This window comes from Streptomyces sp. 3214.6 (genome assembly GCF_900129855.1).
GTDB classification, from domain to species: Bacteria; Actinomycetota; Actinomycetes; order Streptomycetales; family Streptomycetaceae; genus Streptomyces; species Streptomyces soliscabiei.
Genome location: NZ_LT670819.1, coordinates 5,628,130 through 5,649,500, shown reverse-complemented (window position 1 = coordinate 5,649,500; position 21,371 = coordinate 5,628,130). Strand labels below are relative to the sequence as shown.

Genomic DNA, 21,371 nt, shown 5'->3' with positions numbered 1-21,371 from the left:
CCGCACCGCGTCACCGGCACAGCGACACGGTGCGCCTCGGCACGTCCGGATCCACTTCGCAGAACACCCACAGCACAGCAGGAGTTTCAGCATGCGCAACACCCGTACCCTGACCCGCCGCGCCGTTCTCGCGGCCGTGTCCGTCACCGCCGCGCTCACCCTCGTCGCCTGCGGCAATGACGGCGACGGCAGTGACGGCAGCAGCGGAAGCGGCAGCAGCAGCACCGGAGACGCGGGCGGTCACAGCTCCGCGCCGGCGGCCGCGCACAACGCCCAGGACATGTCCTTCGCGCAGGGCATGATCCCGCACCACCTCCAGGCCCTGGAGATGGCGAAGCTGGCCGCCGACCGGGCCTCTTCGGCCAAGGTCAAGGATCTCGCCTCGCGCATCGAGAAGGCGCAGGACCCGGAGATCAAGACCATGAGCGGCTGGCTGACGTCCTGGGGCGAGGACGTCCCGACGGCCATGCCCGGCATGGACCACTCGGGCGGCTCGGCGATGCCCGGCATGGACCACTCGGGCGGCTCGGCGATGCCCGGCATGATGGACGGCTCGGACATGACCGAGCTGGAGAAGGCGTCCGGCACGGACTTCGACACCATGTTCCTGACCATGATGATCGAGCACCACAAGGGCGCCGTGGACATGGCCGGCATCGAGAAGACCAAGGGCAAGTACGGTCCCGCCACCTCCATGGCCGACGACATCGTCACCGCCCAGACCGCCGAGATCGCCGAGATGAACAAGCTCCTCGGCAAGAGCTGACCGTCCCGAGGGGGCGAGGCCGGTCCGGCGTCCGAACGGAACCCCGGGCCGGCCTCGCCGTCCCCGCTTGCCTGACCGGCTGCGCCATCGGCGAGATCCTCGGCATGGTCGTCGGCACGGCCTTCGGCTGGGGCAACGCGCCCACCACTGACCCCACTGACCCCACTGACCCACTGAGCGACCTCGCGAGTCTCCGGCACCCATTTGATGGCGGAGAAAAAATACGTCAGGGATCGGCATGCCACCCGGTGACGGCGACGATCGACACGGGGAGGAATCCAGCGGGCCCACGCCCCCGCCCACCCCGGTCCCGATCGGAGCACCCCTGGATGAGCAGCAGCCTTCGTGACCTTCTGGTCAACCTGGCGTCCGCGGCGATCGCTTTCGTGGCCGGCTGGTCCTTCGGCAGGTTGCGTGACTTATGGCGGTTTCGGAACATGCGAAGTTTCTGGAAGCCGTTCGTCACCAGCGACCTCAGGGTCGTGACGTCGATCTTCATCAAGGAAGAGCACTACATCTGGGAGCGGTCGGGACTGGTCGGCGTCGGAGACGTGCTGGCGCTGAACGAACTGCGCCAGCAGTTGCAGCGGGCGGGTGTCGGCCATCTGCCGCTGACGCCCAGCCACCAGCTGACCGGCCCCGAACGCCAGGGCAACCTCGTGCTGGTGGGCGGGCCGCACTCCAACCAGGTGACGGCCGAGGTCATGCAGCGCCTGCCCGTGACGTTCACCTTCGGCTCGGTCGACGCCCACGACGCGAACATCTATGACGCGTCCACCGGGGAGGTCATGCGCTGCGTCATGGATTCCCACGACCAACTGGTCGCCGACCAGGGCATTCTCATTCGCGCGGCCAACCCCTTCAACCGGGAGCGGAACATCATCATCCTCGCCGGGAGTTTCGGGTTCGGCACGAGTGCCGCGGCGCGACTCCTCGCCGATGCCGCTTTCCTCACTGACCCGATCGTCGCCGAGGGGCATCCGTTCGAAGCCGTCTTCTCCGTCGAGATAGTCGGCGGCACGCCTCAGCAGATCGACCTGAAGGAGCTGCGCAGGCTCGCCTCCTCGACCCGCCATTAAGCTCCCCTCATGGGGAGAACCGCAGGTGAGCAGATGGGGGTCGTGTCCGCGTTGGTGCGGTCGGCGTGGACCGGACGGTCCAGCGCGGCCTGGTGCGTCGCGAGCCCGACCCGCGGGACGGGCGGGCGGTACGCGTCGGACTCACCGAGGAGGGCGACCGGCTCGCGCACGGCTTCTACGACGAGACGTGCCACCGCATCGAGAACCTGCAGTCGGGCCTGACCGCGAACGAGCGCGACCGGCTGACCGCGCTCCTCGCCCGCGTCGTCCTCGACAACAAGGTCCCGGCGGTCTTCACCGACGACGTCCAGGACAGGCCCTAGAGAATTGCCCGGCGCTTGGCGAGCTCGTTCGGTGTGCGGGCGGCGTTCGTTCGAGTGGCGAGCTCCAACGCCGCGGTCACCGCGATCGACATGAGGGCCATTGTCGTCATCGCCGTGGCCGGTGAGGTGAGTTGGGCGATCGTGCCCGCCAGGGCCGCGCTGACGCCCTGCATCGTCAGCATGCCGGCCGAGTGCAACCCCAGGGCGTGGCCGCTGAGTTCGGGCGGGGTCAGGGCCATCAGCCGCTCCTGCTGGACCAGGCTCGCGCCGAAGCCGACGGAGGCCAGGCCGGCGCAGGCCGCGGCGAGCGGGAGCGCGGGGTGCAGGGCGAAGACGAGGTAGGGGGTGGCGAGGAGCAGCAGGAGCGGGGTGGCCAGGCGGGGCCGCAGGGACGGCGGGAGGAGGCGGCCCACGGTCACGTCGCCGGCGAGCATGCCCAGCGCCGCGCACGCGAACAGCACGCCCGCCGCGTCGGGGTCGTAGGACACGAAGAGTGCCTCGCAGCCGACGACCAGGCCGTTGGGGACCCACAGGCCCAGGTAGGTGAGGCGGCGGGGCCGGGAGGACCACAGGACGGCGTTGGTGCGCCGGGTCACAGCAGCCGACGGACGGCCGACGGCGCGCGGCGGGCGGTCGGTCAGCCCGAGCCGGGCGATCACGGCGGCGGCCGCGTAGAGCAGGACGGCGAGGAGAAGCACCGGGCGTGGGGAGAGGGCGGTCACCAGGGAGCCGCCGACGGCGTACCCGGCGATCTGCATGAGCCCGCTCATCATGTTGAAGAGCGAACGCCCGGGCAGATAGCCGTCCTTGGTGAGGATCTCGTTCAGCAGGCCCCAGCGGACGCCGCCGCCGAGCGAGGCGATCAGCCCTTGGACGAGGACGACGGCGAAGACCCCCCACACCGGCAGTGCGGGCAGGGCGAGGACGGCCGTGGCGGCGGCGAAGCCGAGCGGGAGGCCGGTCAGCGTCGCCCTGGGCGGCAGCCGGTCGGCCCCCGAGAGGAGGAACGTCGCGCCCAGCACCTGGGCGAGCGACGGGCCGAACATGCTCACCGCCGACAGCAACGGGGAGTCGGTGGCCCGGTAGACGAGCGTGCCGAGGGCGAGCCCGCTCACCGTCTGGGCGGCGGTGTGGGCGGCGGAGGAGAGGAAGAGGGGGGCGAACTCGGGGACGCGAAAGAGCTGTCGGTACGTGTGTCCGGTCATGGGCGGAGTCTGGGGCGGGCCGGGGAGGGGTGGTTATTGTTTCGCCAGGGCGCGAAACGTCGATCGTGACCGCAGCTGTACGGGGGGGGCGGGACGGTCATGGGCTGGTGGCAGGTGAACGCGGACACTCTGGCCCGCAGCCGGTTCGTGCTCTCGCCGCTCGCGGAGACCTTCGCGAGCCTGAAGCTGCTGCACACGGGCGTGGGCGCGCACCCCGGCGAACACGACTGGCTGCGCGACCATCTCCCCGGCTACCGCGCCGTGCTCGCCGCCGACCCGGTGACCGCGCTGCTCGTGCGGGCCGGACTGGGGCGGCACTGGATCGCCGACTTCCTCACGCCCACGCCGAGGGACGGCGAGAGTTTCGAGGAGGGTGTGGACCGGATCCGGGCGGCCCGTCCGGCGGACGTCCGCGACCATCTTCGGATGTCCCTGGCCGGCCCGCTGCCCGCCACCCTGGACCGCGACGACCTCGCCGAGCGGGCGGCCGCGCTGCTCGAGTACGCGTGGGAGGCGGGCGTACGGCCGTACTGGGAGCGGCGGCGGCGCATCCTGGAGGCCGACGTCGTGGCGCGGACAGCGCAGGTCAGCCGGGGTGGCTGGGCCGCCGTGCTGGACTCCCTGCGGCCGGGGACGCGATGGCTCGGGGAGAGTCGGTTTCAGGTCAACCTGCACGAGTATCCGCCCCGCGAGATCTCCGGGGCCGAGCTGGTGTTCGTACCGGTCACCCCGAAGGCCGGGTGGGTGTCGTGGGAGGGGCGGGAGCGGTACGCCGTCGTCTACCCCTGTGCGGGGGCACTGGCCGGGGATCACGGGGAGCGGGCCCGCGCCGCGCCGGCCGCGCTGAGCGCGCTGCTGGGCCCCGCGCGGGCGACGGTCCTCGTCCTCCTCGGCGAGGGCCCCCTGAGCACCACCCAACTGGTGGCCGTGACCGGTCAGGGCCTCGGCTCGGTGGGCCGCCACCTGCGCGTCCTGCTGGACGCGGGCCTGATCCGACGCCACCGGGCGGGCCGCTCGGTGCTGTACTCCCGCACGCCGGCCGGCGAAGCGGTGGCGCGAGCGGCCGGGACACTGGGGCAGGGGCCGGAATCGTAAGCGGGGGGTGCCCCCGGAAGGGATGGGTCACCTTGCAGGCCCTACCATCCGGAGCATGACTACTGATGCCGGTTCCTCTCCCCTCGACGTCCAGATCGGTGCCCTCAAGGGCGGTTCCGCGGAGCTCTCCCAGTACGCGGGCCAGGCCGTGCTGGTGGTGAACGTGGCCTCCAAGTGCGGCCTGACCCCGCAGTACACGGGCCTGGAGAAGCTCCAGGAGCGGTACGCCGGCCAGGGCTTCACCGTCCTCGGCGTGCCCTGCAACCAGTTCCTCGGGCAGGAGCCCGGCAGTGCCGAGGAGATCGCCGAGTTCTGCTCGGCCACCTACGGCGTGACCTTCCCGCTGACCGAGAAGGTCGAGGTCAACGGGGAGGCGCGGCACCAGCTGTACGAGCGTCTCGTCGGGTTCGCGGACGGCGAGGGCCACGACGGCGACATCCGCTGGAACTTCGAGAAGTTCCTGATCGGCCGGGACGGCTCCGTCGTCGCTCGCTTCTCCCCGCAGACCGAGCCGGAGGCCGCCGAGGTCGTCGCGGCCATCGAGGCCCAGCTGGGCTGACCGGCCTGACCGGGCTGACCGGCCTGACCGGTCCAACCGGGCCGGACCCGCGGAGCCGGCACCCCGGGAACAGCACCGGGCCCTCTCGGCTAGGACGGCGAGCTGGACGAGAGGGCCCGTGGGTGGTTCTTGTGCAGTTGTATCGGTGACGGTCGAGCGTCGGGAAGTCCTCTGCCCTACGCCTTGACCGATGCCACGAAGTCGCTCCACGCGTCGGCGGGGAAGACCAGGTTCGGACCGTCCTGGACCTTGGAGTCCCGGACGAACATGGCCTGGACCGCCGGCGACTTGACCTCGACGCACGCACCGTTGCCCGTGGAGTACGAAGACTTGGTCCACGTGTGTGCGCTGCCCTGACGAATTGCCATTTTTGCTCCGGAGTGCAGTTGTTGAGTTGCTGTCATCGCGCCAACCTTGTTGCTCGATGGCGTGATCGACGCTACTCGCCAACATCGACTGACGAAGCGACTATTCACTCGACCGGATGACATATTCCATTGGAAACTTCCATCCGGTCGAGAGGAGGCGTACAATGCGGGCCCGCTACGGGCCTATCAGGGCACGTACTTCTTCGCGATGTCGGCGATGAACTGGCGTGACTGGTCCACGTTCAGGGCCTGGGCGCGCAGGTGCTCGTACATCACGCTGTACTTCTGCACGTCGTTCGGCTTCTCCAGGTAGAGGTCGCTGGTGACGCCCTCGATGTAGACGACGCTGGAGTCGGCCGTGTCCGGGAACTCCAGGATCGCGTACTGGCCGTTCAGCCCCGGATGCGCGCCCATGTCGAAGGGGATCACCTGCACGGTGACGTGCGGCAACTGGGACTGCTCCACGAGGTGTTCGAGCTGTTCCCGCATGAGCTCACGGCTGCCGACGACCCTGCGCAGCGCCGACTCGTCCATGACGCTCCACAGCCGCAGCGGGTTCTCGCTCGAGGAGACACGTTCCTGCCGACGCATGCGCACCTGCACACGCTTCTCGACCTCCGTGTGCGCGGTCTCCGGCAGCGCGCCCGAGATCAGCGCCTCCGCGTACTGACGGGTCTGCAACAGGCCGGGCACGACCTGCGGGTCGTACACGCGCAGGCTCGCCGCGTCCGTCTCCAGACCGATGTAGACGCTGTACGGGACATCGCCGAAGGCATGCCACCAGCCCTGCTGGCGGGAGTCCTTGGCCATCTCCATCAGCGAGTCGACCATCCGCTGGTCCTCGACCTCGTACACCCCGCACAGGTCACGGACGTCACGCTGACTGATGCTGCGCCGGCCGTTCTCCAGCCGGCTGATCTTGGACTGCGACACCAGCAGGCGCTCGGCGACCTCTTCGGCCGTCATGCCCTTGAGCTCGCGGAGCCGACGCAGCTCCTGGCCCAGCCGGCGTCGCCTGACAGTGGGATTGACATTGGACGCCACGGGACGTGCACCTCCGGCTGCGTGCCTGTAACCAACACTTTGTGTATCTGCTGCTGAGCAGACTGCCACCAAGGTGCTTTCTACCGCTGGAAAACGGTGGATATGCGGCCGGTACACGCCAGTTCGGGTCGCCCCCCGAAGGATGCCGGGCAACGCGGCGGGAGCGGCGACGTGTTCCCAGCATGCGTCCGCGCGGGACGGCGGGACACTGGTCCCTCCGCCCCGCGCGGGCCGCGGCGGCTCCCGAACGGGTCTTACGTCCACCAGGACTTACGTCAGGCGTGCTGCGTCTTGCGTTGCGCGTCTTACCACTTGCAACTGTGCGACTTGCGACTGTGCGACTTGCGAGCTGCGTGCGTCGTGGGACTGCGGCTCAGTGGGCCACGACACGCGCCATGGAACCTCGGTGCGGCTGCGCCGGAACGCCACGGGCGGGCTCCGGAGCGGGCCTGGCCCCCGGTCCTGCCTGACGGCCGGCGGGTGCCTGCTGGCGACGCGGCTGTGCGGCCGCGCCGTTCTGGACGTCCATCACGGCGTGCGCCACGAGACCGCCCATCGGGTCGTGCCTGATCAGGTCCCGCAGCCGGGAGCGGGACGAGCGTCCCTCGTTCCCCGGATACAGGTGCTTGCCGAGGCCGACCGCGTGCGCCAGTGCGGCGAGCGCCGCGGTCCGCGGGTCCGGCGGAACGCCGGTGCGGATCGCGGAGTCCAGCCGGGCCCTGATCTCCCGGCTGATGTCGTTGTCCGTCGCCTGGTAGCGAGTCGTCGGCAGCACTCCGCACATCTGGCCCGCGACGGCGGTAACCATGCCGCAGCGCTCCAGATGCGAGAGGTAGGTCTGGCGCAGCCCGAGACGCGGCCCGCCGATCCAGTGGACGGCACGCACAGGAGCGCCGCGCCTTCGCAGCAACTCCAACGCGCAGTCCAAAGTCGGATCTCCAGTCGGCCGTGGTGCCACCACGGCGATACGATCCCCGTCAGGGGCTATCCGTCCGGCCAGCGCCAGCTCCACTAGCTGCGCTCCGGCCAGACCGAGGTCGAGCGACTGCGGCTGTGCGGTGGTACCCGTGGTCGGGTCCAACGCCAGCAGCAACAACTCTTCCGGAAGAGTTCTGCGGCTCATGCCCATCCATGCCTCCCCGCGTGGATGAATGACAGGGTGACCCCTCTCACATTGGTCTGTCGAGGGTGCGTGACCTGTTTGTAGTGGAACCAGTAGGTATGTCGTTCTCGTCTACCGCAGGAGCCAAGCCCTCTACACAGGACACTGGTAGATGGTTCGGACAGCGCCGCGAGGCGGGTCCGGGGCGGGCGGTTCACGGTTCGGCAGGCGCGCGGACGGCGTGCGGCACATGGAGGAGGCATCGGTGGCGGGCGAGTCCCCCGACAGGTCGAAGCAGCGCGAGTCGTCGGCAGAACCGACGTCGGGGAGCGCGGGTGCGGTTCCCGACCCGCGGGTCGCGGCGTCCACGCCCCGAGGAGGCGTGGACACCGCGACCCGGGTCTTCTCGGTACGGGACCTGAAAGCCGAAACCCCCGAGGAACCCGCACCCGCGGAGACCCCCGACGAACTCACCGCGTCCGGCACCACGGAGGAGCCCGGCGAAGCCGGAAAGGCCGCGGAGACGGCGGCCGCCGAGAAGCCCGCGAAGGTCGGCGCGCCCCGGACGGCTGCCCGGACCGGCGAGACCGAGGCCGCCGATGAGGTCGAGGACGAGGACGAGAACGAGGACGGGGACGAGGACGGGGACGGGGACGAGGACGAGGTCGCCGGCGACGCCGCCGAGACGCCAGAGGACGCGAACCCGGCGAAGGCCGACGCGTCCGGGAAGTCCGAGAAGTCCGAGGAGGCCGGGGAGTCCGGGGCTGACGCGGCGGACCGCGAGGCCGTTGCTGCTGCCTCTGAGGGCGTGGGGGGCGCTTCGAGGGGCTCCAAGGGCGTCGAGGAGGGCTCGGGAGGCTCTGAGGCCGTCGGGGGCGGTGACGAGCGTCTGCGGGCGGCTGTGGCCCAGTGGGTGGCCTCGGCGGACGAGAAGGGCTCTGACGAAGGCTCGGCGGACGCCGATGACGGCGCGAAGGAACGTTCCGAGAGTGACGCCGGGGCGGCCGAGGCCAAGCCCGCCTCCCAGGCCGTGTCCAAGTCCGCGCCCAAGTGGGCTGCGGGCGCGGACGAGGACGAGGACGACGAACCCAAGTCGGACAAGGCCGAGTCGGACAAGGCCGAGTCGGACAGCGACGGGTCGGACAAGGCCGAGTCGGGCAAGGCAGCCGATGGCGGCGACGGTTCCGGGGTCGATCAGCCGACTGCCGTTTTCAAGGCGCCGCGGCCGAAGCCTGCCGTCGATCAGCCGACGACCATGTTGAAGCTGGGCGGTGCCACCAAGCCCAAGCCGGAGTCGGACAAGGCGGACACCAAGCCGGACGCGGACAAGGCGGACACCAAGCCCAAGCCGGACGCGGACAAGGCGGGCGCCGAGCCGGAGGCCGACGCGCCTGCCGAGCGGACCAGCAAGTTCGTCGCGCTGAAGCCGCTCGACGAGCCCCGGCCGCTGAAGCCGGCCGCCAAGGCCTCGCCGGAGGTCACCGCTCTCGTCCCGCAGATCGGTCCCGAGCGCACCACGCAGCAGCCGCTGCCGCCGAAGCCGCCGCTGGACCTGCTGGCCGAGCTGACGAACACCCCGCCGCCCCCGCCGACTCCGCTGCGCACTCTCGGCCGACGGATCAAGATCTGGACGCCACTGGTCCTCCTGCTGGTCGTGGTCTTTGCGATCGCGCAGGCCGTGCGTCCGCTGCCGACGACCGCGCTCACCCTCACCGCGAAGGGCTCTTACACCTTCGAGGGCGGCAAGACGCAGCTGCCCTGGCCCGGTGAGGGACAGGGCTGGATCGACGTCGACGGCGTCGGCACGATGGGCAGTTTCGGCCAGCAGAAGCCCGTGGCCATCGGCTCGGTCGCCAAGACGATGACCGCGTACATCATCCTCAAGGACCACCCGATGAAGGCCGGGGAGGAAGGCCCGAAGATCGAGATCGACGCCACGGCGGAGAAGGAGGGCGGCTACGACGTCACCGGCGACGAGTCGACGCTCAACACCGTCAAGGCCGGCGACTTCCTCACCGAGAAGCAGGCTCTGTCGGCCGTCCTGATCCCCTCCGCCAACAACATCGCGCGGCTGCTCGCGCGCTGGGACGCGGGCTCGGAGGCGGCGTTCGTGAAGAAGATGAACGCCACCGCCAAGGCACTGGGGATGACCCGCACGACGTACACCGACCCCTCGGGCCTGAAGGAGACCACCGTCTCCACGGCCGAGGACCAGGTGAAGCTCGGCCGTGCGTTCGTGCAGGTCCCGGCGCTGGTCGCCATCTCCAGCGCGGCCAGCTGGACCGATCCGTCCGGCAAGTACTGGAACAACTACAACGAGCTGCCGTTCAAGACCGGCGCGATCGGCATCAAGACCGGCAGCACCTCCGCGGCCGGCGGCAACCTGCTCTTCGCCTCCCGCAAGGAGGTCAACGGGCGGTCGGTGACCCTCGTCGGCGCGATCCTCGGCCAGCACAAGAAGGAGATCCTCGCAACGGTCAACGCGGTCAGCAAGACCGCGCTGCTCGCCGCCCAGGACGCGCTCACCTCGGCGAAGATCGTGAAGAAGGGCGAGGTCGTCGGGTACGTGGACGACAAGCTGGGCCACCACACGCCGGTCGTCGTCACCAAGGACGTCTCGGTGGTCGGCTGGGCGGGCATGACGGTGAAGCTGTCCTTCGTCGCCGACGAGGTGCCGCACACCGCGAAGGCCGGCGCCCAGGTGGGCACGCTGACCGTAGGGGACGGCTCCGGCAGCGCGGTCAAGGTGCCGGTCGCCCTGCAGACGGACCTGGTCGAGCCGGGCTTCACGGACAAGCTGACGCGCATCGGCTGACCCGCGACGCCCGTACGCACGCTCCGCCACCCCGTCGGGCAGCCGCCCGGCGGGGTGCGTGCTAGCGTCGCGAAACGGGACAGGTCGTCGCTCGCAAGGGCGCAGCCGTGAAGCGGACGCGAACGGGAAGCGGCCGAAAGCAGAAGACGGGACACGGGGAGTGCCTTCAGGTGGCCACTGCGGAGCCGACACGAGCCGACGACACCGGTCCGGGCCCGGACGTCGGCCCGCGGCCGACGGTGCCCGCACCCCAGTCGGGCGACCACGACCGTGACCCCGCCCCAGCCCCCTCCCCGGCCCCGCCCCCAGAGCCGGCACCTTTGGCGGACCCGGTGGTAGAGGTCGAGCGGGGATCCGTCCCGGACGGCTCGGCGTCGGGCGGCCGCCCGGACCCCGCCCGTCGGACGTCCGGTGTGCGATCCGTCCTGGAGCCGCTGCGCGCGTGGCTGCTGCGGCATCTCGTGCTGTCCATGACGATGCTGTCCGGCGCCCTGCACCTCGTCTGGTTCTTCACCTTCGCGAACAGTGGCGGCGATCTCGCGGCGCAGGATGCGTGGGCCGAGTTCGTCGGCCGGCACCCCGACTCCGCGTACAACCTCGCCTGGTACGGCGGCATGCACCCGGTGTCGTACAGCATGGTGTCGCCGTATCTGATGTCCGTGCTCGGCGTCCGGACGACGATGATGATCGCCGGGACGCTCTCGGCGGGCCTCCTCACTCTCATCCTGTTGCGCTGTCGGCCGGTGAAGAACCCGGTGTGGCCGGCGCTGGCCGGTGTCTTCGCCCTGCTGTGCAACGCCGCTTCCGGGCGGGTGACGTTCGGGCTCGGCAACATGTTCGCGCTGGCCGCCGTCGCCGTCGTGTTCTGCTGGCCGTACCGCTGGCGCTACAAGCGGTGGGCGAAGGCGCTGTGCGCCGCGCCGCTCGCCGCGCTCGCCACGATGGGCTCGCCGGTGGCGGGCCTGTTCGTGGGCATAGTCGCCGTCGCGCTGTTCCTGCAGAAGCGGCGTCCGGGCGCGTGGGCGCTCGGGTTGGCCCCGACGGCCGTCGTCGGCGTCTCCGCGTGGCTGTTCCCGTTCTCCGGCACCCAGCCGATGTCGTTCGGCTCGGCGTCGCTGCCGCTGCTGTTCTCGGCGGTCGTCTTCGCCGTCGTCCCGCGCGACTGGAAGACCGTGCGGATCACCGCCGCGGTGTACGGGCTGGGAGTGCTGGGGGTGTGGCTGATCAGTTCGCAGATCGGCTCCAACATCACGCGGCTGTCGATGCTGGTCTCGGGTGTGGTGCTTCTCGCGGCGCTGCCGTTCGCCGTGCCGCGCAGTCGCAAGTGGTACGTGATCGTCCTGTCGTCGCTGCTGTTCGTGGGCTGGATCGGCTTCAAGTCGGTGGACGACGTCGTACGGACGACGCCGGCGGCCTCCTGGGCGCGTGAGCTGGCGCCGCTGGTCAACGAGTTGCAGGAGGTCGGTGCGAAGAAGGGGCGGGTGGAGGTCGTGCCGGCCCGATCGCACCGTGAGGCGTCCGCGCTCGCGCCGTACGTCAACCTCGCCCGGGGCTGGAACCGGCAGGCGGACATGGAGCGCAACCCGCTCTTCTACGACGACACCCTGAACTCCGCGAACTACCACGAGTGGCTCCAGCGGTGGGCCGTGCACTTCGTCGTCGTCCCCAAGGAGGCGTTGGACGGCGACGGGGGCGAGCGGGAGCGGCAGCTGGTGCAGCGGGGGCTGCCGTATCTGGAGCAGATCTGGGGCGACGCGAACTGGCAGCTGTTCAAGGTCACCGACCCGGCCTCGCTCGCCGAGCCGAACGCGGTCGTGCAGCGCGCCGAGCAGGGTGAGATGACGATCGATGTGAAGAAGGCCGGGCGGATCCTGATCCGGATCCCGTACTCGCCGTGGCTGAGCATCGTCGACGCGCAGGGCAAGAGCCTGAAGCCCCCGCAGGAGACGCAGGAGTCCAAGGACCGGTCCGACGGGGAACCGAAGACGTACGACAACGTCAACGGCTGCCTGTTCGAGACGGAGGAGGACGCGGAGGGCGACAAGTGGACGATGTTGCTCGCGCCGAAGGCAGGTATCTACCGGCTGGCGGCGCCCTACCAGTTGCCCCGCGGAACCCCCTGCCCCGACGCGCTCAAGGAGCAGCCCTGACAGGTCTGAAGGCTCTGGCATCCCTGATCGTCAGCGGAGCCGGTTCACGTATCGGTCGGTGCCCGGCACCGTCGGGATGAAGGGTGCGGCCAGTTCCACCCGTCCCAGCCCCGATTCGCCGACCGCTTCCCCCAGGTCGGCGAAGTGCTGTTGCCAGCAGTCCCTGGGGTCGCTCTGCAGGAACCAGAGCAGGGTGAGACGGGTGTCGACGCCCTCGACCTGTTTGACGTAGGTCATGCGGTCGCCGGGGAGGGGGGTGGGGCGGAAGACGGTGACCATGGCCGTCGGGGAGGCCGCCACCCGTTTGGGGAGGTGGCGGGCGCTCAGCCACTGCAGGAGTTCGGCGCGCTGCTCGGCCGAGTCGGTGTCGATGACTTCCAGGACGAGGCCCGCGTAGGGGTGGTCGAGGGCGTGGAAGTCGCGGGGGCCGGCGGCGCCGTCGCGGTAGACGGTCGTCTCGTGGTCGTGGAACGCGGTGAAGACGTGGGTGCGGTCCTGGTAGACGCGGGCGTCCCGGTTGAGGCGCTTGTTGATGGCGACCGTCCACTTCATGTGGTCGTCGTAGCGGCCGTCGGTGATCCAGTAGGTGGAGAGGTAGCAGCCGGCTGTGACGGGCTGGGCGATGGCCGACTTCTCCGGGTGGCGCAGCAGTTGGAGGTCGCGGGTCGCCACCCACCGCCGGCCCGAGTACATCCAGGGCATCGCCATCGCGCCGGCGTAGTAGTGGTCGTCCTCGTACCAGCGGTTGTAGGCGTACTCGTGGCCGGGGTGCGGTTCGACCATGGTGATGAGGGCATGGCCGGGACGGACTCCGTACGGTCCTACGGCGGCCAGTTCGGCGTAGGTGTCGCTGCGGGTCTCCTCGCTCATGTTTCTCCCCTTCCGTCCTTCTGTGGTCGCCCATACTCTGACGCTCCGTCAGATGATGCGCCAGGGTCAGGGAGGTTCCGATGTCACTGCTCAGCGGGAAGACCGTCGTCGTCTCGGGAGTCGGCGCCGGGCTCGGGCACCGGGTCGCCGCCGCGGTCGTACGGGACGGCGGGAACGCCGTGCTGGGGGCGCGGACCGAGGCGAACCTCGCCAAGAGCGCGGCCGAGATCGACCCGGAGGGGGCGCGGACGGCGTACCGGGTCACCGACATCAGCGACGAGGGGAGTTGCGAGGCGCTGGCGGGGCTGGCGCGGGAGCGGTTCGGGGGGATCGACGCGGTGGTGCAGGTGGCGGCCTGGGACTCCTACTTCGGCGGGGTCGAGGACGCCGACTTCACGACCTGGCAGTCGGTGATCGACGTGAATCTGCTGGGCAGTCTGCGGATGACGCGGGCGTGTCTGCCCGCGCTGAAGTCGAGGGGCGGGGCGGTGGTGTTCATCGGGACGCAGTCCGCGGTCGCGGCGCCGTCGCAGGTGCGGCAGGCGGCGTACGCGGCCTCCAAGGGGGCGCTGATCAGCGCGATGTACTCGCTGGCGCGGGAGCTGGGGCCGCATCGGATCCGGGTCAACACCGTGCTGCCGGGGTGGATGTGGGGGCCGCCGGTGCAGGCGTACGTGCGGTTCACCGCGGTGACGGAGGGAGTGGCGGAGGAGGAGGTGCTGGGGCGGCTCACCGAGCGGATGGCGTTGCCCGAGCTGGCCACGGACGGGGATGTGGCCGACGCGGCGGTGTTCCTGGCGTCGGACCGGGCGCGGGCGATCACGGGACAGTCGTTGCTGGTCAACGCCGGGGAGCTGATGCGGTGAGTTCATGTAGGTGAACACAGGACACTATGCCGAATACCTTTACCTCCCTTTGACCTGACGGTTACTTGTCGTGTTCACGCAGCAGCGCACACGATGAGCGCCGGGCTGAACACGGTCTGACCCCTGGGAGGGCGCACATGAACGGTCTCGACTGGGCCGTGCTCATCGGCTACTTCGGCGTGATGGTGGCCATCGGCGTCTGGTCGCACAAACGCGTCGACAACGTCAGCGACTTCTTCACCGCCGGCGGCAAGATGCCCTGGTGGCTGTCCGGCATCTCGCACCACATGTCGGGCTACAGCGCGGTGATGTTCACCGGGTACGCGGGCATCGCCTACACCTACGGCGTGACCTCCTTCGTCACCTGGTCCTTCCCCATCGCCCTCGGCATCGCCATCGGTTCGAAACTCTTCGCGCCCCGCATCAACCGGCTCCGCTCGCGACTCCATGTGGCCTCCCCGCTGGAGTACCTGAAGAACCGCTACGACCTCAAGACACAGCAGGCGCTCGCCTGGTCCGGGATGCTGCTGAAGATCGTGGACGTCGGCGCGAAGTGGGCCGCCATCGCGACCCTGTTGTCCGTCTTCACCGGGCTCTCCCTCAACCAGGGCATCCTCATCACCGGCGCGATCACCGCCGTCTACTGCACGATCGGCGGGCTGTGGGCGGACGCGCTGACCGAACTCGGCCAGTTCGTCATCCAGTTGCTGGCCGGTGTCGCGATGTTCGTCGCCGTCGTCCTGAAACTCAACGACAAGGGCATCGGCTTCCTCGACGCCTGGGACCAGCCCGCCCTCCAGGGCCACGACAAGCCCCTGGTCGCCCAGTACGGCACCGTATTCCTGCTGGCGTTCCTCTTCATCAAGCTCTTCGAGTACAACGGCGGCATGCTCAACCAGGCCCAGCGGTACATGGCCACGGCCGGCCCGAAGGAGGCCGAGCGCTCCGCGCGGCTGTCGGCGGTGCTGTGGCTGGTGTGGCCGCTGGTGCTGTTCTTCCCCATGTGGATGTCGCCGCTGCTGGTGACGTCGAAGAAGCCCGACGGCTCCGACTCCTACGCCCTGATGACCGAACAGCTGCTTCCGCACGGCCTGTTGGGCCTGGTCATCGTCGGCTTCTTCTCTCACACGATGGCCATGTGCTCCTCCGACGCCAACGCCATCGCCTCCGTCTTCACCCGGGACTGCGCGCCCGTGATCTGGGCCAGGGCACGCGAGTGGAACCAGCGGTCGGGGCTGATCGCGGCGCGCGTGACGACCGTCGTCTTCCTCGGTCTGTCCATGGCGGCGGCCACGCAGGTCAACTCGCCCGCCTTCAAGGACATCATCACGGTCGTCATCAAGTGGGTGGCCGGGCTGATGGGCCCGATGGCGATCCCGATGATGCTGGGCCTGCTGCGCCCCTTCCGCCGCTCCGGACCGACGGCCGCGCTGACCAGTTGGTCGATGGGTCTGCTGGCCTTCTGGCTGGTCAACTACCCGATCAACTGGAACGTCGACGGCGGAGTCCCGCTCCAGTACCAGGTGTCGATCCCGCTGGCCGTGTCGCTGGTCCTGTACATCCTCATCGGCTACCTCAAGCCCGAGGACACCCCGGAACGGCTCGCGATCATCGACCGGATCAACGGGGACGGGGACGGGGACGGGAGCTCCGCGGGCGTGGCGGCCGCCATCCCGGGCCCCCGGAACGCGATACCCGCGAAGGACTGACTCCCCGCCGACCCGACCCCCGGCTAACTCCCCCTGGGATACCGGGCCAGCCAGCCCGGCGACGCGCCGACGGGGGTGTGCAGGGCCGGGCCCTGGGTCATCTCCATGGCGAAGTCGTCGGCGAGTTCCAGGATCGTGGGACGGCCCTCCAGTTCGGCCAGCCAGGCCGGCGGGAGGGCCGTCTCGCCGTGCAGGGCCCCCAGCAGACCGCCGGCGACGGCGGCGGTCGGCGCCGAGGGAGCGCCGTGGTTCACGGCGAGCCGCAGCCCGTGCCGGACGTCCTCCGCGACGAGCGCGCAGTACACGGCACCCGACAGCACCGCTTCCGCCGTCCCCTCCCCCGCGAGCTCCTCCACTCTCCCCGGCCCCGGCAACCCCTGCCGTACGGCGCCCAGCGCACGCTGCAACGCCTCCGACACCGGCTCGTGGCCCGGCCACGCGGCCAGCAGGGCGAGCGCCCGCTGCACCGCGCCGTCGAGACTCTCGCCCAGGGCCAGCGCGTGCACGGTGACGGCGTACGCGCCCGCCGACAGGTACGCCGTCGGGTGGCCGTGGGTCTGCGTCGCGCACTCGACGGCGAGCTGCGCGACGAGTTGCGGCTCCCAGCCGACCAGCAGCCCGAAGGGCACCGACCGGGGGACGACCTCGGGTCCGGCCGCGCCGGGGCTCTTGGGCGAGTCGAGCGTCCCCATCACCTCGTCACCGAGCCCGAGCAGCAAAGTCCGGGTCGGCTCACGCCGGGCGTACAGCCACTCCTCGCGGGCGAGCCAGCCGTCGTCCTTGCGCCGCAGATCGGGCCCCCAGTCGCGCTGGGTGGCGGCCCAGCGCAGATACGCCCGGTGCAGATCGGTCGGCGGATGCCAGGCGCCGGTGTCGCGCCGGACCTGGGCGCGGATCAGACCGTCCACGGTGAACAGGGTCAGCTGGGTGAGATGAGTGACCGCGCCGCGCCGCCCGTGGGCGGCAGCCAGGTCCACGACGCCCTCGGGCCCGTGCGCCTGCCGGATCTCCTCGATGCCCAGCCCGTCGACGGGCGCCCCGAGCGCGTCCCCGATCGCGGCGCCCAGCAACGTGCCGCGCACCCGGCCGCGGAAGTCCTGCTGTTCGGCACGGCCCCAGACGGGCCCGGCAGTCGCACCCACCAAGTCCTCCCGGGCACCGTCCGTACGTACGACGTCCGTCACTGTAATCGAACGCCGCTCCGCTGCCGCCCGGTGCACGGGCTGTGCGGTGGAGGGGTGATGGAGACCTCGTGGGGTAAGGACACCGGCATGACCACCCCCACCTCACGTATCTCGCACGCCACGCGTGTGTTGCCTCTCGCCGCGACGCTGCTCACCGCGATGGTCGCGCTCTACATGCTTCTCGTCGCCTTCGGGAACATCACCGACTTCGGCACGAACCAGCAGTTCGTGCGGCATGTGCTGGCGATGGACACGACGTTCAAGGACGACGACCTGATGTGGCGGGCGGTGACGAGCAAGGGGCTGCAGGACGCCGCCTATGTCGCGATCATCGTGTGGGAGACCGTCGCCGGGCTGGTGCTGGCCGCCGGGACATGGTTCTGGGCGCGCCAGGACCTCATACGCGCCCGCGCCCTGTCCACGTACGGGCTGCTCATGGTCATGCTGCTGTTCGGCGCCGGGTTCATCGCCATCGGCGGGGAGTGGTTCGCGATGTGGCAGTCGAAGAGCTGGAACGGACTGGACGCGGCGACCCGGGCGTTCCTGTTCAGCGGGGTCGTCCTCATCGTCGACCACCTGCCCGTCGCGCGGGACGACGACCGGGCGTGAGCCCACGGGCCCCAAGGTCTTTCCCTCGGCGACGGTCTTTTCCTCGACGACGGTCTTTTACTCGACGACCCTGACCTTCGTCCCCGTCTCGCCGAACGCCCACAGGGCCGTTCCGTCCGCCTTGGGCATCCGGATGCCGCCGGTCTTCGTGCCGGCGGCGGCCGGGGGCGGGGAGGAGCCGTCGACGGCGTTGGAGAAGGCGATGTTGACGCCCGACGTGGCGGAGAAGTAGACGACGTGCTCGATCGCCACGCCGTCGGAGCCCGTGACGGCCTCCCTGCGCAGCGACACCGTGTAGCTGCCGACGCCCGGGTCCACCGTGCCGGGCCAGACCGTGAACGTACGGCGGGCCGTGTCGTCGGCGTCGACGAGCCAGACCCGGTGCTGTCCCAGGGAGTACACGATCCGGCGTCCGGCGCCCGAAGCGGCGGGCACCGCGGCCGCCTTCGGGGTGGCCGACGGTTTCGGCGAGGCCGAGGGGCGGGCGCCCGCGGACGCCGAGGCGCCAGGGCGGCTCGCCGACGCCGTCGGGTGCGGGCCGTTCTCGGCCTGCGCCGTCAGGACGACGACCGCGGCGATCGCACCGACCGTCAGGCCGGTGACCCAGGCCCAGGAGGGAAGCCGTCGGGCAGGCACGGGCACGCATCTCCTCAGCTACGGGACCCCTCAACCAGGAGGGGTCCGATCATCGTACTGTGGGGATCCTGTAGGGCTGTCCCGTTCCAAGTCCCTGGCGGGATATCAGTCGAGCACCGGCAGCAGTTCCGGCAGGTGGCCGTCCGAGGCCGCCGCGGCGCGCTGACGCTCCTGAGGCACCTCGCCGTACAGCGTCGTACGAGGCCGTGCCGGGCGGCCCGCCGCGTCCGCGACGGCGATCAGGTCCTTCACGGACTTGTAGGAGCCGTACGACGAGCCCGCCATCCGCGAGATCGTCTCCTCCATCAGGGTGCCGCCCAGGTCGTTCGCCCCCGAGCGGAGCATCTCCGCCGCACCCTCCGTGCCCAGTTTGACCCAGCTGGTCTGGATGTTGGGGATGTGCGGGTGGAGAAGGAGGCGGGCCATCGCCGTCACCGCCCGGTTGTCGCGCATGGTCGGGCCGGGACGGGAGATGCCGGCCAGGTACACCGGCGCGTTGGTGTGGATGAAGGGGAGGGTCACGAACTCCGTGAAACCGCCGGTCTGTTGCTGGAGGCGGGCGAGGGTGCGCAGATGGCCGAGCCAGTGCCGGGGCTGGTCGACGTGGCCGTACATCATCGTCGAGGACGAGCGGATTCCGACCTCGTGCGCCGTCGTGACGACCTCGATCCAGGTGGCCGTCGGCAGCTTGCCCTTGGTGAGGACCCAGCGGACCTCGTCGTCGAGGATCTCCGCCGCCGTGCCCGGAATGGAGTCGAGGCCCGCCTCCTTCGCCGCCGTCAGCCACTCGCGGATCGACATGCCGGTGCGGGTCGCGCCGTTGACGACCTCCATCGGCGAGAACGCGTGCACATGCATGCCGGGCACGCGCGACTTCACGGCCCGGGCGATGTCGAAGTACGCCGTGCCGGGCAGGTCCGGGTGGATGCCGCCCTGCATGCAGACCTCCACCGCGCCCAGCTCCCAGGCCTGCTGGGCCCGGTCGGCGACCTGGTCGAGGGAGAGCGTGTACGCGTCGGCGTCGGTGCGGCGCTGCGCGAAGGCGCAGAACCGGCAGCCCGTGTAGCAGACGTTGGTGAAGTTGATGTTCCGCGTGACGATGTAGGTGACGTCGTCGCCGACGGCCGCGCGGCGGACGTCGTCCGCGATGTGCGTCAGGGCGTCCAGCGCCGGGCCGTCCGCGTGCAGCAGGGCGAGGGCCTCGGCGTCGGTGAGCTTGGTGGGGTCGTCGGCGGCGGTCGCGAGGGCGGCCCGTACGTCGGTGTCGATGCGCTCCGGGACCATGCCGGGGGCGGCGGCCTCGCGCAGCGCGGCCCAGTCGCCGTACACCTCGTCGAAGTCGTCGCGGCGGTCGGCGGTGCGGCCCTCGGTGTCGATGGTGCGGTGCAGGTCCGTACGGCCGGACGGCACGAACACCTCCTCCGGCTCCTGCCACGGCCGGCCCTCGACGACGGCGTCCGGCAGGGCGAGGCCCGTCTGCGGGTCGGCGAGCGCGCGAACGTGCGGGAGCAGCCGCGGGTCCAGCCAGGGCTCGCCCCGCCGGACGAACTCCGGGTACACGCAGAGACGTTCCCGCAGTTCGAAACCGGCCGCCGCGGACTTCTCGGCGAGTTCGTCGATCTGCGGCCAGGGGCGCTCGGGGTTGACGTGGTCGATGGTCAGCGGGGAGACCCCGCCCCAGTCGTCGATGCCGGCGCCGATGAGCCGGTCGTACTCGCTGTCGACCAGGTTGGGCGGGGCCTGGAGGCAGGCGCCCGGCCCCAGCAGGAGACGGGCCACCGCCACCGTCGCGACCAGCTCGTCGAGTTCCGCGTCCGGCATGCCGCGCATCGCGGTGTCCGGCTTGGCGCGGAAGTTCTGGATGATCAGCTCCTGGATGGAGTGGTAGGCACGGGAGACCTTCCGGAGCGCGAACAGGGACTCCGCGCGCTCCTCGTACGTCTCACCGATGCCGATCAGGATCCCGGAGGTGAAGGGGACGGAGGAGCGGCCGGCGTCCTCCAGGACGCGCAGACGGACGGCGGGCTCCTTGTCCGGCGAGCCGTGGTGCGGCCCGCCGGGCTCGGACCACAGCCGGGTGGCCGTCGTCTCCAGCATCATGCCCATGCTGGGGGCGACGGGCTTCAGCCGCTGGAAGTCGGTCCACGACATCACGCCCGGGTTGAGGTGCGGGAGCAGCCCCGTCTCCTCCAGGATGCGGATGGAGACGGCGCGGACGTAGGCGATGGTGTCGTCGTAGCCGTGCGCGTCGAGCCACTCCCTGGCCTCCGGCCAGCGTTCCTCCGGCTTGTCGCCGAGGGTGATGAGGGCTTCCTTGCAGCCGAGGGCGGCGCCGCGACGGGCGATGTCGAGGACCTCGTCCGGGGACATGAACATTCCGTGGCCCGCCCGGCGCAGCTTGCCGGGGACGGTCACGAACGTGCAGTAGTGGCACTTGTCCCGGCACAGCCTGGTGAGGGGGATGAAGACGCTCTTCGAGTACGTGATGACGCCGGGCCGGCCGGCCTCCGCCAGCCCGGCGTCCCGCACCCGGGCGGCCGACGCGGCGAGGTCCTTCAGCGCCTCGCCGCGCGCCTGAAGCAGCACGGCCGCCTCACCGACATCGAGGGCGACGCCGTCACGAGCCCGTTTGAGAGCGCGACGCATGGAGTTCTCGGTGGGGCCGGGGCCGGTTCCGGAGGTCGCGGAAGTCGTCATCCTTTGAGCATACGATCACGTTTCCCACTACCCCGTGGCCGTACAGGGCTTTGACGGGGTTCGTACGGCGGGTCAGGCGGAGTGGCTGCACGTCAGGTCGACGCGCACGTACCCGTCGCGTGTCCCTAGCGGGCTCTCATAGTCGTCACGGTGAGGTTGCCACGGTCACTGCCTCATGGTCGCCGGTCTCGTCACTTCGGTCGACCGTGTCGTTGGCGCGTCTGGCCTGCGGCGGGCCTGCCTGAGGCCTGAGTATGTGTACCCACCCTGCGTGCGCAGCCGCACCGATGCCCC

At 70.4% G+C, this 21,371-nt stretch carries 18 protein-coding genes and 1 pseudogene; 11 read left to right on the top strand and 8 right to left on the bottom strand.

The window, feature by feature from the left end; translation table 11 throughout:
- Window positions 1-91 precede the first annotated feature (91 nt).
- From B5557_RS25570 to B5557_RS25560, 4 genes and pseudogenes are all read left to right on the top strand, one after another.
- On the top strand, window positions 92-766 hold the full coding sequence (locus B5557_RS25570; protein WP_079661651.1) for a DUF305 domain-containing protein: 675 nt from the start codon (window positions 92-94) through the stop codon (window positions 764-766).
- Window positions 763-912, top strand: a pseudogene (locus B5557_RS46310) (DUF4396 domain-containing protein); the annotation flags it as partial. The gene B5557_RS25570 and the pseudogene B5557_RS46310, both read left to right, overlap by 4 nt.
- Before the next feature lie 183 nt (window positions 913-1,095).
- A complete protein-coding gene (locus B5557_RS25565) occupies window positions 1,096-1,845 on the top strand; it encodes a hypothetical protein (protein WP_159424432.1) in 750 nt (249 codons plus the stop codon).
- Between the two features lie 65 nt (window positions 1,846-1,910).
- A complete protein-coding gene (locus tag B5557_RS25560) occupies window positions 1,911-2,168 on the top strand; it encodes a winged helix DNA-binding protein (RefSeq protein WP_079661649.1) in 258 nt (85 codons plus the stop codon).
- Here the strand turns inward: B5557_RS25560 and B5557_RS25555 are convergent.
- Complete coding sequence (locus B5557_RS25555) at window positions 2,165-3,373, bottom strand: MFS transporter (protein WP_079661648.1); 1,209 nt, start codon at window positions 3,371-3,373, stop codon at window positions 2,165-2,167. The two genes, B5557_RS25560 and B5557_RS25555, sit on opposite strands and share 4 nt — an antisense overlap.
- Before the next feature lie 99 nt (window positions 3,374-3,472).
- Here B5557_RS25555 and B5557_RS25550 point away from each other — a divergent pair, with 99 nt between their 5' ends.
- Together B5557_RS25550 and B5557_RS25545 are read left to right on the top strand one after the other, a co-directional pair.
- A complete protein-coding gene (locus B5557_RS25550) occupies window positions 3,473-4,468 on the top strand; it encodes an ArsR/SmtB family transcription factor (protein ID WP_079661647.1) in 996 nt (331 codons plus the stop codon).
- A 55-nt stretch (window positions 4,469-4,523) separates the two neighbouring features.
- Window positions 4,524-5,027, top strand: coding sequence for a glutathione peroxidase (locus tag B5557_RS25545; RefSeq protein WP_079661646.1), 504 nt, complete (start codon window positions 4,524-4,526; stop codon window positions 5,025-5,027).
- 176 nt (window positions 5,028-5,203) lie between these two features.
- Here the strand turns inward: B5557_RS25545 and B5557_RS25540 are convergent, their stop codons facing one another.
- The 3 genes from B5557_RS25540 to B5557_RS25530 form a co-directional block, all read right to left on the bottom strand.
- Window positions 5,204-5,395, bottom strand: coding sequence for a DUF397 domain-containing protein (locus B5557_RS25540; RefSeq protein ID WP_079661645.1), 192 nt, complete (start codon window positions 5,393-5,395; stop codon window positions 5,204-5,206).
- A gap of 186 nt (window positions 5,396-5,581) precedes the next feature.
- Complete coding sequence (locus B5557_RS25535) at window positions 5,582-6,439, bottom strand: helix-turn-helix domain-containing protein (protein ID WP_079661644.1); 858 nt, start codon at window positions 6,437-6,439, stop codon at window positions 5,582-5,584.
- A gap of 373 nt (window positions 6,440-6,812) precedes the next feature.
- The gene (locus tag B5557_RS25530) at window positions 6,813-7,568 is read right to left on the bottom strand and encodes a GOLPH3/VPS74 family protein (protein ID WP_079661643.1); all 756 of its coding nucleotides are present in this window, start codon (window positions 7,566-7,568) and stop codon (window positions 6,813-6,815) included.
- 223 nt (window positions 7,569-7,791) lie between these two features.
- On the opposite strand from B5557_RS25530, the gene B5557_RS25525 reads away from it, so the two are divergent.
- Window positions 7,792-10,356, top strand: a complete 2,565-nt coding sequence (locus B5557_RS25525) for a D-alanyl-D-alanine carboxypeptidase family protein (RefSeq protein ID WP_079661642.1) — start codon at window positions 7,792-7,794, stop codon at window positions 10,354-10,356.
- Between the two features lie 170 nt (window positions 10,357-10,526).
- Window positions 10,527-12,506 carry an MFS transporter gene (locus B5557_RS25520; protein ID WP_079661641.1) on the top strand — a complete coding sequence of 660 codons (1,980 nt, stop codon included), beginning with the start codon at window positions 10,527-10,529 and terminating at the stop codon, window positions 12,504-12,506.
- 30 nt (window positions 12,507-12,536) lie between these two features.
- On the opposite strand, the gene B5557_RS25515 is transcribed toward B5557_RS25520, so the two are convergent.
- Window positions 12,537-13,376 (bottom strand): hypothetical protein, encoded by an 840-nt coding sequence (locus tag B5557_RS25515; RefSeq protein WP_079661640.1) that lies wholly within the window; start codon window positions 13,374-13,376, stop codon window positions 12,537-12,539.
- A gap of 80 nt (window positions 13,377-13,456) precedes the next feature.
- Between B5557_RS25515 and B5557_RS25510 the strand changes: the two genes are divergently transcribed.
- Entirely contained in the window at window positions 13,457-14,242 is a 786-nt protein-coding gene (locus B5557_RS25510; RefSeq protein WP_079661639.1) for an SDR family oxidoreductase, read from the top strand.
- 137 nt (window positions 14,243-14,379) lie between these two features.
- On the top strand, window positions 14,380-15,951 hold the full coding sequence (locus tag B5557_RS25505) for a sodium:solute symporter family protein (protein ID WP_079661638.1): 1,572 nt from the start codon (window positions 14,380-14,382) through the stop codon (window positions 15,949-15,951).
- Window positions 15,952-15,974: 23 nt separating this feature from the next.
- Here B5557_RS25505 and B5557_RS25500 read toward each other — a convergent pair whose 3' ends face one another.
- A complete protein-coding gene (locus B5557_RS25500; RefSeq protein ID WP_079664994.1) occupies window positions 15,975-17,093 on the bottom strand; it encodes an ADP-ribosylglycohydrolase family protein in 1,119 nt (372 codons plus the stop codon).
- A gap of 129 nt (window positions 17,094-17,222) precedes the next feature.
- Here B5557_RS25500 and B5557_RS25495 point away from each other — a divergent pair, with 129 nt between their 5' ends.
- Window positions 17,223-17,744: a DUF2165 domain-containing protein gene (locus B5557_RS25495; protein ID WP_107472729.1), complete on the top strand. Its 522-nt coding sequence runs from the start codon at window positions 17,223-17,225 to the stop codon at window positions 17,742-17,744.
- Window positions 17,745-17,801: 57 nt separating this feature from the next.
- On the opposite strand, the gene B5557_RS25490 is transcribed toward B5557_RS25495, so the two are convergent.
- Together B5557_RS25490 and B5557_RS25485 are read right to left on the bottom strand one after the other, a co-directional pair.
- Window positions 17,802-18,386 carry a hypothetical protein gene (locus B5557_RS25490; RefSeq protein ID WP_099936655.1) on the bottom strand — a complete coding sequence of 195 codons (585 nt, stop codon included), beginning with the start codon at window positions 18,384-18,386 and terminating at the stop codon, window positions 17,802-17,804.
- A gap of 99 nt (window positions 18,387-18,485) precedes the next feature.
- Window positions 18,486-21,077 (bottom strand): bifunctional FO biosynthesis protein CofGH, encoded by a 2,592-nt coding sequence (locus B5557_RS25485; RefSeq protein WP_079661635.1) that lies wholly within the window; start codon window positions 21,075-21,077, stop codon window positions 18,486-18,488.
- Between the last annotated feature and the right edge of the window lie 294 nt (window positions 21,078-21,371).

Bases quoted from the DNA above. Each gene is read 5' to 3' on its own strand.
- B5557_RS25570 (WP_079661651.1), top strand. From the start codon at position 92: ATGCGCAACACCCGTACCCTGACCCGCCGCGCCGTTCTCGCGGCCGTG.
- B5557_RS25565 (WP_159424432.1), top strand. From the start codon at position 1,096: ATGAGCAGCAGCCTTCGTGACCTTCTGGTCAACCTGGCGTCCGCGGCG.
- B5557_RS25555 (WP_079661648.1), bottom strand. From the start codon at position 3,373: ATGACCGGACACACGTACCGACAGCTCTTTCGCGTCCCCGAGTTCGCC.
- B5557_RS25550 (WP_079661647.1), top strand. From the start codon at position 3,473: ATGGGCTGGTGGCAGGTGAACGCGGACACTCTGGCCCGCAGCCGGTTC.
- B5557_RS25545 (WP_079661646.1), top strand. From the start codon at position 4,524: ATGACTACTGATGCCGGTTCCTCTCCCCTCGACGTCCAGATCGGTGCC.
- B5557_RS25540 (WP_079661645.1), bottom strand. From the start codon at position 5,395: ATGGCAATTCGTCAGGGCAGCGCACACACGTGGACCAAGTCTTCGTAC.
- B5557_RS25530 (WP_079661643.1), bottom strand. From the start codon at position 7,568: ATGGGCATGAGCCGCAGAACTCTTCCGGAAGAGTTGTTGCTGCTGGCG.
- B5557_RS25525 (WP_079661642.1), top strand. From the start codon at position 7,792: ATGGAGGAGGCATCGGTGGCGGGCGAGTCCCCCGACAGGTCGAAGCAG.
- B5557_RS25515 (WP_079661640.1), bottom strand. From the start codon at position 13,376: ATGAGCGAGGAGACCCGCAGCGACACCTACGCCGAACTGGCCGCCGTA.
- B5557_RS25510 (WP_079661639.1), top strand. From the start codon at position 13,457: ATGTCACTGCTCAGCGGGAAGACCGTCGTCGTCTCGGGAGTCGGCGCC.
- B5557_RS25505 (WP_079661638.1), top strand. From the start codon at position 14,380: ATGAACGGTCTCGACTGGGCCGTGCTCATCGGCTACTTCGGCGTGATG.
- B5557_RS25495 (WP_107472729.1), top strand. From the start codon at position 17,223: ATGACCACCCCCACCTCACGTATCTCGCACGCCACGCGTGTGTTGCCT.
- B5557_RS25485 (WP_079661635.1), bottom strand. From the start codon at position 21,077: ATGACGACTTCCGCGACCTCCGGAACCGGCCCCGGCCCCACCGAGAAC.